The organism is Prosthecobacter sp., from assembly GCF_044373815.1.
Classification (GTDB): domain Bacteria; phylum Verrucomicrobiota; class Verrucomicrobiia; order Verrucomicrobiales; family Verrucomicrobiaceae; genus Prosthecobacter.
The window spans coordinates 1-12465 of the sequence record NZ_JBIPNG010000170.1; the positions used below are offsets into that span (position 1 = coordinate 1).

The 12465-nt window shown below is 60.0% G+C and carries 10 protein-coding genes; 8 read left to right on the plus strand and 2 right to left on the minus strand.

Features of this window, described 5'->3' with window-relative positions; genetic code table 11:
* The 3 genes from ACIREA_RS14975 to ACIREA_RS14985 all read left to right on the plus strand — a co-directional run.
* A partial coding sequence (locus tag ACIREA_RS14975; RefSeq protein ID WP_397383090.1) for an alpha-2-macroglobulin family protein occupies positions 1-5143 on the plus strand: 5143 nt, incomplete at its 5' end.
* Between the two features lie 47 nt (positions 5144-5190).
* Positions 5191-5649 carry a c-type cytochrome domain-containing protein gene (locus ACIREA_RS14980; RefSeq protein WP_397383091.1) on the plus strand — a complete coding sequence of 153 codons (459 nt, stop codon included), beginning with the start codon at positions 5191-5193 and terminating at the stop codon, positions 5647-5649.
* A 70-nt stretch (positions 5650-5719) separates the two neighbouring features.
* Positions 5720-6856 carry a hypothetical protein gene (locus tag ACIREA_RS14985; protein ID WP_397383092.1) on the plus strand — a complete coding sequence of 379 codons (1137 nt, stop codon included), beginning with the start codon at positions 5720-5722 and terminating at the stop codon, positions 6854-6856.
* A 492-nt stretch (positions 6857-7348) separates the two neighbouring features.
* Here the strand turns inward: ACIREA_RS14985 and ACIREA_RS14990 are convergent, their stop codons facing one another.
* Both ACIREA_RS14990 and folP read right to left on the minus strand, forming a co-directional pair.
* On the minus strand, positions 7349-7606 hold the full coding sequence (locus tag ACIREA_RS14990) for a hypothetical protein (RefSeq protein WP_397383093.1): 258 nt from the start codon (positions 7604-7606) through the stop codon (positions 7349-7351).
* Positions 7607-7622: 16 nt separating this feature from the next.
* Positions 7623-8462, minus strand: coding sequence for a dihydropteroate synthase (gene folP, locus ACIREA_RS14995; RefSeq protein WP_397383094.1), 840 nt, complete (start codon positions 8460-8462; stop codon positions 7623-7625).
* A 126-nt stretch (positions 8463-8588) separates the two neighbouring features.
* Between folP and ACIREA_RS15000 the strand changes: the two genes are divergently transcribed.
* The 5 genes from ACIREA_RS15000 to ACIREA_RS15020 form a co-directional block, all read left to right on the plus strand.
* Positions 8589-10061 carry a hypothetical protein gene (locus ACIREA_RS15000; RefSeq protein ID WP_397383095.1) on the plus strand — a complete coding sequence of 491 codons (1473 nt, stop codon included), beginning with the start codon at positions 8589-8591 and terminating at the stop codon, positions 10059-10061.
* On the plus strand, positions 10061-10339 hold the full coding sequence (locus ACIREA_RS15005; protein ID WP_397383096.1) for an acylphosphatase: 279 nt from the start codon (positions 10061-10063) through the stop codon (positions 10337-10339). The genes ACIREA_RS15000 and ACIREA_RS15005 overlap by 1 nt, the downstream gene beginning before the upstream one ends.
* Before the next feature lie 15 nt (positions 10340-10354).
* Complete coding sequence (locus ACIREA_RS15010; RefSeq protein ID WP_397383097.1) at positions 10355-11218, plus strand: ABC transporter ATP-binding protein; 864 nt, start codon at positions 10355-10357, stop codon at positions 11216-11218.
* Positions 11215-12138: an ABC transporter permease gene (locus ACIREA_RS15015; protein ID WP_397383098.1), complete on the plus strand. Its 924-nt coding sequence runs from the start codon at positions 11215-11217 to the stop codon at positions 12136-12138. Before ACIREA_RS15010 ends, ACIREA_RS15015 begins: the two co-directional genes overlap by 4 nt.
* On the plus strand, positions 12135-12465 hold a 331-nt coding region (locus tag ACIREA_RS15020; RefSeq protein ID WP_397383099.1), incomplete at its 3' end, for a hypothetical protein. The genes ACIREA_RS15015 and ACIREA_RS15020, both read left to right, overlap by 4 nt.

Consider the following 12465-nt stretch of genomic DNA (forward strand, 5'->3'; position numbering starts at 1 on the left):
ACTCACCGGAGAGCCATCCCTCATTCGCATCAAGGCGCTGGATCATCATGGCAAACCCACAGCGGCGACGGTGAAGGTCACGCTCTCGCGTCTCGACAATCAACCGCAGAACCCGGTGCTCTCCGGACTGCCCGGGCTGGTGTACATTCCCACCGCCAGCACACCGGCACGCATCGCGGAGTTCACCGTGCAGACAGATGCCAAGACGGGGATAGGCAGCTCCGATGTGGTGGTGCAGTCCGCGATGCGTCATCAACTCCTGGCGCAAACCACCGATGCTCGTGGCAACGTCGTCGAGAGCACAGCTCACTTCGATGTCTCTGGCCCCGAGGATACGACGAAGCTGCTCCTGTTCAGCGAACAAACCGAAGTCAACGAAGGCAGCACGCTCAAAGTCGATGCCCACAGCCGCGTCCCCGCACCGCTGGCGCTCGTCACCCTCGCAGGTGAAGACATGATCGAGCACCGGATCATCAAACTGGGCATCGGTCACAATGAACTGCCCGTCGCCGTCGCCGCCGCGCACTGGCCTCAGTTTGAGGTCAGCGTCTCCTTTCTTGATGGCGACAAACTGCACAGTGCGCATAGCGGCTTTGTGGTGAAGCGCCCGCTCAAGATCGAGATCCAAACACCAGCCCAGCCCGTCAAACCCGGTGAGGCCGTCGAGATCACGCTCACCACCACCGACGCGAATGGCAAACCTGTGTCCGCAGAGCTCAGCCTCGCACTAGCCAGCGCGGCGTTGTTTGCGCAATACTCCGACGACACCGAAGACATCGACGAATATTTTCACGGCAGCCTGCGTCGTTACAACAGCCTGCGCATCGGCAGCAACGCGAGCTTCCAGCACCGCGCTTCTTCCCAGCTCCTCACCAAGGATGAATCTGGCAATGTCATCGCCATTGCAGACGGCGCGCAGTCCCACATCGACCTGCTTCGTCAGATGGAGCAAAGGGAACAGAGCGTGTGGTACGAGCAGGCGGCTTTACAGCAGCGGTTACGATCAGGCCCTGTGAACATGAACGGATTTTCCAACCTGGCCGAAAATGTTGGGTCACAAGGAGGGCGATCACTGAACTTCAGCAGCGGCGGCATGCTTGTAGCCAACGGCAGCTCTTTAGTGCTCGGTGGATCGAGCTCGAACACCCTCAGCGTGCAAGGATCCGGCATAGTCACTGGCACCATGGGAGGCGCAATGATCGACAACCTGTCTGCCATCAACACCCCCACTTCGCCGACGTCTTACTCAATGACAGGGGCTGCTCCATTTCCATACGGAGGTGGCCCGATAACGGCCGGAAATCGATCCGGAGGTTATAGCATTAACAACGACAGCATTGATATGATACTCGGCTCAGGCTTCCCGAGCGCAGGTGGACAAACCAATGGCCAGCCCTATGCGCCAGACGCGCAGTGGCACTGCCCGCTTGTGACCGATGCCTCCGGCAAAGTGAAAGTGACTTTGACGGCACCGGCCAAGGCGGGCGTATGGCGTTTGTCGAGCCGTGGCTGCACGGTGACGACGAGCGTAGGACAGGCCGAGGAGGAGATGACGACAAAGTCGGAGTTCATGGCGGAAGTGCGGATGCCGGCCACTCTTGTTTCAGGAGACACCTTCACACCACGCCTGCTTCTGCACGGTGCACCCGAAAACGAGACGACCGCTCAGGCCAGCTTTGAGACCGCAGGTGTCCCGAAAGAGCAAACGCGCTCCGCAACTCTCAACCCCCAAGGCTCCACTGAAGTGGTGTTTGATCCCGTGGAAGTCCCTGAGCTGCCGGGCCTGAGCGTCTCCTCGGCCTCAATCAAGACGGCAAAGGACACCCGCGCTATGCCGTCAAACTTCATGGTGCTGCCATTCGGTGAAACAACCACCAGTCATGCGCTGAAGGTCGTTTCGGCTCCTGGTGAAACAGCCTTCACCGCCGTTCCTTCCCAGCAGCTTCTGCTGTCTGCTTTCTCCTCGCCTCTGACGCTGCTGCAATCCATGGGGCACTCTTCACAGACGGCTGCCAGCAGACTGCTGAGCCATGTGTCGGCGGCACGTGCTGGCAAACCTGCGGATGAAAGCCCGATCCGCCTGCTCATCGCTGAGCTCCAGATCACTCAGCAGGATGGCGGATGGACATGGCAGGATGTCAAATGGCAGCGTGACAGCGTGGTGACGAGTCTTGGCCTGTGGGCGCTGGTGGAGGCAAAAGCGCTCGGCTTTGATGTCGAGGACAGCTCGATCAAAGCAGCAACCGCTTATTTGAAGAAGGCGCTAGCGATCATTCCACCGGATGAGCCGGACAAAGCAGCCATCATTCTGCACGCTCTGGCTTGCGTGAATGAGGCGGACTTCTCCGTGGCCAATCGTATGTATCGCGACCGCGTGAAGCTGAATGACCCAGCGCTCGCATGGCTGGCAGCCGCCTTTCAGCGCATGAACCGAATCGAGGAAGCGAAGGAACTGCTCAAGGCCCTCGAAGCAAAACCCGCCTGGACCGGCAGCAAAACCACCTCCCGGCTGAGCAGCAAAGACGACACGACTGCCATTCTGCTTTACGCCGCAGCGAAGACCCAGCCCGGCTCCGCTTTGGCGAAGAAGGCGGCGGATGCGCTGCAGAAGCAGCTTGGCGTTTCACTGGGAGCTGACTCTGCCCTCCAGGGACTTTGGACAGCGGCGCTGGCGGATCATTTCATCAGCAGCGGCATGCACCTGACTCCTCAGGCTGAGGAACTGAAGCTGACGCTGAATGGTGAGCAGCAGACAGCCGGCAATGGCGGAGTCATTCGCATCCCCACCCCCAAGGCAGGCGCGGACGGCAAGTTCAATGTCAGCGTGAGCTACAAGACCGACAAGGCCACGCCCATCATCATCGCGACCTTCGTCAACGAGAAGGCCATTGATCCGAAATCTGCCACGGTGGGTTCATTGCCAACAGTGGCCAAGCGTGCATGGCTGCATGAAGGCCTGCGGCATCATGACAAGCCCTTGGAAGCGGAGAGCAGCTCGCCGGTGAACGTGGCGGCGCATGGGCAGCGCCTGCGCGTGCGGTTGGAATTGAAGGCACCCAAGCAGGCACAGAATGGCTACGTCATCATTGATGAACCACTGCCAGGCGGCTGCATGTTTGTTCCCGGTTCGCTGGAGGCAGAGCATGCCCGTTTGGAGCAGCTTCCGGGCATGCTGCGACTGTGGTTTATCCCGGGCACTTTCACCGCAGATACGCAGATCAGCTATGAGCTGATGGCCTTACCCCCTGGCAGCTACCGCATCGCGCCCACACGCGTGCGTGATGCCTGCCAGCACGAACGCTTCAACGCCGGACCCGATGGAAAGCTGACCATTCTCGCCCCGGGCCAGCCATCCACCGACCCGTATGTGATGAACGGCTTCGAGCATCTGGAACTGGCGGAGCTTCTGTTTGATGAAGGCGAGCTGGAAGCAGCGCGCACACACCTTGAACTCCTGCGCAATGATGCCGAGGCGATGAAATACCACGAACGCGACATCGCGCGCATGCTGCTCTGGATTCACACCTCACGCGAGGGCATGGACGCCAAGCAGATCGTGGAGTTGTTCGAAGCCCTGAGCGAGCGGCATCCGGACATTGTCATTCCCTTCGACAAGATTCTGAAAGTGGCCGCCGCCTACCGGCAGATGGGAGAATTTGAACGCGCCTGGCTGGTCTATCGTGCCACCATGGAGAGCAGCTTTGTCAGTGATGCGGGTGTGAGCGCGGCGCTGGAAACCGCGGGAGATTTCCCCGGCAGCGCAGAGCATCAGATCGGCCTGTGGATGGAATACCCGGACGGTGCAGACAGCCTGCTGGCCTTCTTCAGTCTGGCGCAGCGCTTTCAAGAATTTGCCGCCAATCCCACCAACATGCCGCTGCGCCCAGGGGCTGCAAAGTGGACAAAGAACCAGCTACTGGAGCGCAGCCGTGATCTGCTGCGTCGCGTCCTGCCCCTCTATGCCAAGGACGATCTGGCGGACGATGCGGCCTTCAGCCTGGCCAATGTGTTCTTTGATCTCAAGTACTACAAGAGCGTGGTGCAGACGGCTGGGAATGCCGCGACGACGTTCACGAAAAGCAGCTTCCTGAACAATTTCCACTACATGACGGCGCTGGGCCGATTCTGGCAGTATCAGTTTCACGAAGCCCTCGCTGCCGCCGCACCGGTGGCCGCAGGCAGCAGCGACGACGCGCCAAATGCGCGCTACATCACCGCGCAGATCCATCACGCGCAGGGCAAGTTTGCCGAGGCGGTGCGCTGGTATGAAAAAGTGAAGGACGACTTTGATGATGCCCGCGAGTCCATCACCATGCTGCAGGAGAAAGCGGTGAAGCTTCCCTTTGCCACGCGGACAAAGCCCGGCGAACCGGTGAAGATCGAGCTGGAGCACCGCAATGTGAAAGAGGCTGCGCTGCTGATCTACCGGGTGGATTTGATGAAGCTGCAGGAGCGGCAGAAAGATCTCAATAGCGTCGGCAGCGTGAATCTCTCCGGAATCACCCCGCAGGCGGAGATGAAGGTGCCTTTGGGAGATGGCATGGATTACGCCTGGAATAAGCGCAGCATCGAACTGCCGCTGAAGGAGGAAGGCGCCTACCTCGTGATCTGCCGTGGCGACTCCCAGATGACCAGCAGCCTCGTCCTGATCACCACTCTGGACATGGAGGTGCACGAGGACGCCGAGAACGGGGCCGTGCGCGTGCAGGTGCGCGACACCGTGCGCAATGCCTACGTGGCCGATGCCGACATCGCCGCCTACGACACCAGCGGCGCCGCACAGCCGCAGAAGGGCCGCACTGATCCACGCGGAGCCTTCAATGCTTCCGGCATCCATGGGCAGGCCATCGTCGTTGTGAAGCAGGGTGACTCCCGCTACGCGGTCTTTCGCAGCAGCGGCAACCTGATGCCCGTCTCGTTTGCTGCGCAGAGTCCTCAGCCCGCACCGCCGCCAACCGTATCTGGCATGGCCAACCGGGAAATTGCCAGACGGGCACAAGGCAAACCCGAGGGCAAGGACGCGTACCTCTTCAACGTGCGTGGCAAACTCAACCTCAACAATTCAGACAACCGCGCCGCCTGGTCTGAGAAGCTCAAAAACGAAGGCAAGGGCGTCAAGGCGGAGAAGGCCTTCAAGAAATAAGCAGTTCTCCCCATTGCATGCTCATCATCCTGAGGTCAGTTTCACTCATGCACAGCCACTGGCATTCTTTTCTCTGCGTTCTGGTCCTCGCATCCTGCGCCACGCCTCCCGATTCGGAAACCAAGCCGATGGGTGAGAATGTGCTGAGCAAGGAGGCGATCCATGCCGCCAAGACCGGCCCCGTCGATTTCACGGCGCATGTGAAGCCGGTGCTGGAGGCCAAATGTGTGATGTGCCACAACCGCGAGGCGCTGCCCGGCCATGGGAGTCTCGAAAACCGCAAGGAGGCGGTTCGCTCTGGGGCGCTGGGTGCCTACATCGTGCCGGGGCATCCGGAGAGCAGCCTGCTCGTGGCAAATGTGAAGACCGCCCATCAACACGCCAGTGTCATGCCGGCTGTGGGTGAACGTTTGACGAAAGATGAATACGCGATCCTCACGAAGTGGGTCAAGGAAGGCGCGCAGTGGCCTGCGGGCAAAGCAGGAACGCTGAAGATCATTCGGTAATCAGAATTTCCGATCCCGGGCATTCGCAATTCGTCTTGGCCCCTTGGAATGGTCATGCTCTACTGGCCGCATGGCAGACCACCGCGCCCTCATTTCGAATCCCGCAGATTTGCAGCCCTCCACCGCCTGGAACGAGACGGTCTGGGCTTACACCAGCGAGGAGGAACTCGTCGATCACACCACGAAGGCCCGCCTCTGCGTGGCCACGCTACTACCCTTCAAGGACAAGAAGCCTGACTGGGATGGCTTCACCAAAAGCGTGCGCTGGATGCAGCAATGCGCGGCGCATTACGGCGTGGAGATGGTCTTCGTGCTCAATGCAGACACGGGGTACATCTTTGACCTCAGCAATGAATTGTATGCCGAAGTGCTGAAGCGCTTCCGCGCGGAATTTCCCGAGCAGCGTTTCATCGCGGGCGTGACGGCACGCGGTGCGGAGAACGACACCGCATTCAAAGCGGAGCGCTACTGGCCGCTGCTCGACATCGCGCAGGAGCATGACAACTGCGAGATGATGATCATGACCAGCAAGCTGCTCAACACGCTGGAGAACGAGCCGCGCCGAGACGCCTACTTCCAGATCGCCGAGCACCTCATCCGCCCCGGCCTGGCGCATGCGCTGGAGCCTTCCTTTGTGCCATGGGCCACGCCGTTTGATCCGTGGCTGTTCCATGAGATCGCGCTGCATCCGACCTACGTGGGCGGCAAGGTCAGCACGCTGGACGAGCCTCACTTCCATTACTGGGCGGCCATGTGCAAAGGACTGAACCTCCCCTTCTCCCCGCACAGCGGTGATGACTACGGCATCTCCACCGCCATCAAGCTCGGCCTGCCGCTGCTCATCGGTGCCGGCGTCAGCGCCTGCCCGCTCATCTGCGCTGCCCGCGACATGTGGCTGCTCGACAGCGTGGCCGACAAGAAATTCAAGACCGGCACCGGCCGCTTTGACACGCGTGTCTATAAACTCTTCGAAGCCTTCCAGTCCTTCGAAGACCTCGTCTTTCGCCTCGATGACCGCATGAGCGCCTCGCCCTACAAGCACAGCACGGCACATGTGCTGCACCAACTCGGACTCATTGAATCCCCTGAAGCACACCCGGACTGCAAAGACTTGCGCGGTGCCGATGAAGCGCAGCGAATGACCGAGGCGATGCGTAGGCCGAGGCGTTTGGCACAGAAGCTGGGGATTCCTTATTTTGGTTCCTGAACCGAAGGGCTGACAGAGTCGATAGCAAAAGGATCTTTAGTCGGCTCCAGAACGAGGTCTTCGACATCTGGGATAAAGGGAAAAAAAGGATCGCTCCTCATTAATGACTCGTTGGGGAGCTCAAGCCACCACTGAGTGTACCGTTGAAAGGGCGGCCCCAAAAATGGGTATTCAAAGAGAGGCCGTAAAGGACTGTACATGGTCACTATAGACTTCATGAGTCGAGGGTGCCGCCAGCTCCATTGCGTGACATCCAAAAGATAAAACACAGGTCCGACGCTCAACACATACAACAAAGGCAGGGCCACGAGAATCGCGGCACTTGCGGCTGCCTTGGAGCTTCTTCGGGTACGTTCGTCGTTCATCGCAGGTCATCCTAACAAGAGGAAATCGCCGCTCATCGAAGTTCATGTTAGATCGGTTTCTTCATCGGAGGCAAGCTTTGAAGCGAAAGCCCTCGCACATCGCATCAGCTTTTGGAGTGAGGGGGGCTCAGGTCCAGCCTCTTCGCACCCACCACCCCACGTAATTCTCAATCGGTTCCTTCAAAGAGGTATGTTGGTGCAGCCAAAACATCGGCGCATAAAAGGCTTGGGCAGCATCCTCCATCGGTTTCAAGGTGGGATATTTGCTGAAAAAGAAGGCCGCCGGCCCCATGCTAAGCGCATAGAGCAGCGGCAGCGCCACCAAGAGCGCCACAATGCCCGACGAATTAGAGCTCTGTCGTGGTCTGTCTGCGTCGTCTTCCATGGCTGGGGCAATGAATTCACTCCTCGCCCAAAATCGCTTCCATCATCCGCAGCGCTTCACGATTCGGCTTCACATCATGCACGCGCACAATGCGTGCCCCATGCTCGCGGGCGTAGGCGCTGAGGGCGATGGTGGGCCAGAAGCGGTCTTCCATGGCTTCGGAGTGCATGACGCGGGCGATGGTCGATTTGCGAGAAATGCCCACAAGCAGCGGACGCAGTGAGCAGAGCTGGGGCAACTCGCGCATGAGGGTGAGGTTGTGCTCCAGAGTTTTGCCGAAACCAAAGCCAGGATCGAGCACGATGCGCTCGGGCTCGATGCCTTCGTTTTGGAGAACGCGCAGGCGGTTTTCAAAGTAGTCCGACACGGCAGCGACGACATCGTCGTACTGCGGATGAGCCTGCATGGTCTGCGGTGTGCCGGTCATGTGCATGACAACAAGGCCCGCCTTGGATTCCGCTGCGACGCGCGGCATGGCGGCATCGCCACGCAGGCCGGTCACATCGTTGATGATGTCGGCCCCGGCATCCAACGCGGCACGGGCGACGGAGGCCTTCATGGTGTCGATGGAGATGAGCGCCTTAGTCTGTGAGCGCACTGCGCGGATCACGGGCAGCACGCGGTGCAGTTCCTCGGCTTCGCTCACAGGCTCGGCCCCGGGTCGGGTGGATTCGCCGCCGATGTCCAAAATGTCCGCGCCTTCCGCCAGCAGCGTGAAGGCATGCTCCACGGCACGGCCGGGATCATTGAAGCGGCCGCCGTCCGAAAAACTGTCGGGTGTGACATTCACAATGCCCATGATGAGACCGCGATGGGTGAGATCGAGGTCGTGATTGCCAAATCGCCAGCGGAACATGGGTGGTGGGGGCGGCTCAGCCCGGTGCCGGGTATGTTGAGTTGGAACGGGTTTCCGCCAAGCAGAAAAGTGCGAGGAAAAACAGCCCGTGATATTGCCCGCACCGTTTTCCCGCTGCATGGTTTGATGATGAAGCTCAACCCGGCCACCCTGCTGATCATCCTCCTCGCGCTCGGAGGTGCGGCGGCGTTGTTTCTGACGGGAGCCAAACCGGAAGCACCGCAAGCGATCAGCGCCACCCCGCAGGTGGCCGCCGTGAAACCGGATGCGGCCCCGATCGACGTCACCAACAAGGCGGTGGAAGATCTCAAGAAGCAGATCGTGCTGCTGGAAGGCCAGATCGAATATCTCCAGGGCCAGAATGACGCCCTGAAGGATGAGAATGCGCAGATGATTCAGAAACTCGGCATGCTGGGCATGAAGGACGCGCCGAAGATGACGCCGAAGGATGATGATGTGGCACCTGACTTTGTGGGCATGGGCTTGGAGATGATGAAAATGCGCAAGCTGCATGCGCTGCCTCTGGTGACGACGGCGGTCAGCCAGGAGGAAGTGGAAAAAGTCATTCTGGCCTGGCTCAAACGCCAGCAGCCAAATGAAGAGGGAAAGAAACTTGCGCGCGGACTCGCAGCGCTGGGCTGGATTCCTGAAGCGATTGATCCCCTGCCGATGCGCGCTGCACTGCTGGCCCGTCAGCTCGGCGGCTGGTATGACGATGAGTCGGAGACCATGTACACGATTGAAGCCTCCACGGCTTCCGGCCCTGCAGTGACTTCGAACGAGCCGCTGGGGATCGCCTTCGGGCAGCTATTGCGCGAATACGGAAGCATTTTGTTTCAGCCGCAGCATGGCCCCTTGAAGACCGACATGCGGCTGGCGCGGGATTCATTGATCGCAGGAGATGCGGCGCTCACGCGTTTCCTGCACTCACTGCAAAACCCGGCTTCCGAACTGAAGGATGATCTGCCTGCGGAAGACCCGGATCATCCGATCAACCAGGTGCCCATGCCGGCCTACCTGCGGGAGCTGGCGCTGTTCCCTTTCAATCGGGGTTTTGATTTTGCCCAGACCCTGCACAGCGCCGGCAGTTTCCCTCAGCTCAATGCCGCCTACAGCCGACCGCCCATCAGCACGGCGGAGGTCATTGATCCGGAAATGTATCTCGATCCCGAGCGGCCGGCTCCGGTGGAAATCCAACTGGGGGAAGTGAAGCTCAAGGGCGTGCTGCCGTATCTCGATGACTGCCTTGGCAAATTCGCCTGCGTCACAGCCCTGCGCACCTACAACACCGATGAAGACGCGGCCCTCGGCGCACGCGGCCTTGTGGCAGATCGCCTGCTGGCATGGGCAGCGGATGGCGGTGCCAAACGCGACCACGCTGCATGGCAAACGCTCTTCATGGACAAGTCCTCCGCCGATGCCTTTTACAAGGCGATGCTCAACTCCTTGAAGCAGCGCTACGAAACCAAGGGTGAAAGCGAATTCACCGCGCAGGGCCGGTTTGTCTGCCTGCTTCGCAATCGCAGCGACGCGGGCGTGGTGTTGATTGAAGCGGCAAACGAAGATATCAGGACCGCATTGAAACTTTTGATGAAGTGATGACCGCAAAAAATGTTCTCTATTCAGGCCGCGTCCAGGGCGTGGGCTTTCGCTACAGCACGAAGCGCATCGCCTCGGGCTTTGACGTGACCGGCTGGGTCAAAAATCTGCCCGACGGCCGCGTGGAGTTGCAGGCGCAGGCGTTGGAAGCCGAAGAACTGGAGGCCTTCCTCGAAGACATCCAGCAGAGCAGCCTGGGCTCACACATCAAGCAGCGTGAGGTCAAAGCCATCGCTGCAGAGCCAAACTTGCGTGGATTCAGCATTCTACGTGATTAACCTGTCCCAACCCGTATGAGCGCCACGCCCGCCGTTTCAGTCAACCATCTGACCAAGGTCTTCAAAGGCCACCTTGGCAAAGGCGCCTTCCGCGCCGTGCATGATGTGTCATTCACGGTGGAGGCAGGTGAAGTCTACGGCCTCATCGGGCCGAATGGATCCGGCAAATCCACCACGATGAAGGCCATCCTGGGCCTGCTCAATGCGACGGAAGGCGACACCAGCATCTTTGGCATCCCGAGCACGGAAGTGGCCAGCCGCCGCAGCGTGGGCTTCCTGCCGGAGAATCCGTATTTCTACAAGCACCTGACCGGACGCGAGACCCTGCACTTCTACGGCAAGCTCTGCGGCATGAGCGGGGATGAATTGAAATCCCGTGCCGAGGAAATGCTGGCGCTGACCGGGCTGGAAGATGCGGCGACGCGACGCGTGGGCGGTTATTCCAAAGGCATGCTGCAGCGCCTCGGCCTGGCGCAGGCCCTGATCCATGAGCCGCAACTGCTCGTTTTGGATGAACCCACCGCCGGTGTGGACCCCTCCGGCTCGCGCATCATCCGGGATCTGATCATCGAGTTCCGCACCCGTGGCATCACGGTGCTGGTGACCTCACACCTGCTGGAGCAAATGCAGGAGGTGTGCGACCGCGTGGGCATCATGGCGCACGGGCGCATGGTGCGCGAAGGACGGCTGGACGAGCTGATCGCGGTGGAAAATCAAACCGAGCTGGTTCTTGAGAACGCCTCCCCTGACCTGCTGGCCAAGATTGACGCCCTAGTGAAGGCCGAAGGCGGCGGCACACGCCTGCTGCGCAGCGGGCACCCGCGCACGACGCTGGAACGCCTGTTCATCGAAGCAACCAACGAACCGAAAAAACCATGAGCCAAGCCTCCCCAAGTTCTGCCGCCGCCTCCGTGGCTCCGGTGCGCTTCTCCCCCAAGCGCGTGTGGACACTGGCCTATGCGACGATGACACAGCTGATGCGGATGAAGATCCTGCCCTTCCTGCTGCTGTTTTGCGCACTGGTGGCGGCCATGGGCTTTGGCTTTTCCACCATCAATCCCGAGCAGCAGCTCAGCCAGTTCAAGACCATGTCTCTGGGTGTGCTGCAGGTGTTCAGCATCGTCTTCGGCATTGTGGCCACCGCCCTGCTGCTGCCGAAAGACCTGGAGGACCGCACTCTCTACACGATCCTGTCAAAGCCGGTGCCGCGCTTTGACTACCTGCTCGGCAAGCTGCTCGGAGTGCTGATGCTCATCGCCTCTGGCCTCGTCATCATTGATGCCGTGCTGAGTCTGATCTTGTGGTTGCAGCAGTCCATGCTGTTCGCCTCCGCCGTGTCCCAGCTGCATTCGGAAAACCAGGATTCGCCCGAGGCGGTGGCGCAGATCCGCGAAATCGTGGCCAGACAAGGGCTCACCTGGAACCTGCACTGGGCAGTGTGGGCCATCTTTCTGAAGGCCGCCGTGGTGACCACCGTGGCCCTGCTGCTTTCCTGCATCGCGAGTTCGACGCTGTTCACCATCGTCATCACCTTTTGCATCACCATCATCGGCCATGGCCATGCGATGATCCGCGAATTCATCTTCCAGCCCAATCTCGGCAGCACCTCCACACGCATCGCCACCTTTCTGCTGGCCACCATCTGCCCCGACCTGGCGCAGTTCGACGTCGTGGACAGCGTGGCCAACGGCGAGATCGTGCCCTGGGTTGCGGTCTATGAAATGACCGGCATCGCAGCGCTCTACATGACGGTGTACCTCTTCGTCACTCACCTGGTCTTTGTGGAGAAGGAACTATGAAACGAAAACTCCAGGCTGCTGCTGTGCTGCTGATTTTTGGTGTGCTGAAACTGCCGCTGGAGCAGCGGGTCACGCATGATCTGCGCACGATGCATCTGGTGGATGAGCCGCTGCATCTGGGCGTGAAGGGCAACATGGGACAGATGGGTTTGGCAGCAGCATTCGGCGGATTACGCGGGCTGATCGCCACCGTTTTCCAGCTGCGCGCCCATGTGGAGTTCACGCGAGTGAACTGGGCGCAGGTGGACAAATACTATGGATTTGTGACGCAACTCCAGCCGCGCAATGCGCGCTACTGGGAGGAGGCCTCATGGCACATGGCCTACA

Coding starts and splice junctions, on each gene's coding strand:
- ACIREA_RS14980 (WP_397383091.1), top strand. CDS start 5,191: ATGCACAGCCACTGGCATTCTTTTCTCTGCGTTCTGGTCCTCGCATCC.
- ACIREA_RS14985 (WP_397383092.1), top strand. CDS start 5,720: ATGGCAGACCACCGCGCCCTCATTTCGAATCCCGCAGATTTGCAGCCC.
- ACIREA_RS14990 (WP_397383093.1), bottom strand. CDS start 7,606: ATGGAAGACGACGCAGACAGACCACGACAGAGCTCTAATTCGTCGGGC.
- folP (WP_397383094.1), bottom strand. CDS start 8,462: ATGTTCCGCTGGCGATTTGGCAATCACGACCTCGATCTCACCCATCGC.
- ACIREA_RS15000 (WP_397383095.1), top strand. CDS start 8,589: ATGATGAAGCTCAACCCGGCCACCCTGCTGATCATCCTCCTCGCGCTC.
- ACIREA_RS15005 (WP_397383096.1), top strand. CDS start 10,061: ATGACCGCAAAAAATGTTCTCTATTCAGGCCGCGTCCAGGGCGTGGGC.
- ACIREA_RS15010 (WP_397383097.1), top strand. CDS start 10,355: ATGAGCGCCACGCCCGCCGTTTCAGTCAACCATCTGACCAAGGTCTTC.
- ACIREA_RS15015 (WP_397383098.1), top strand. CDS start 11,215: ATGAGCCAAGCCTCCCCAAGTTCTGCCGCCGCCTCCGTGGCTCCGGTG.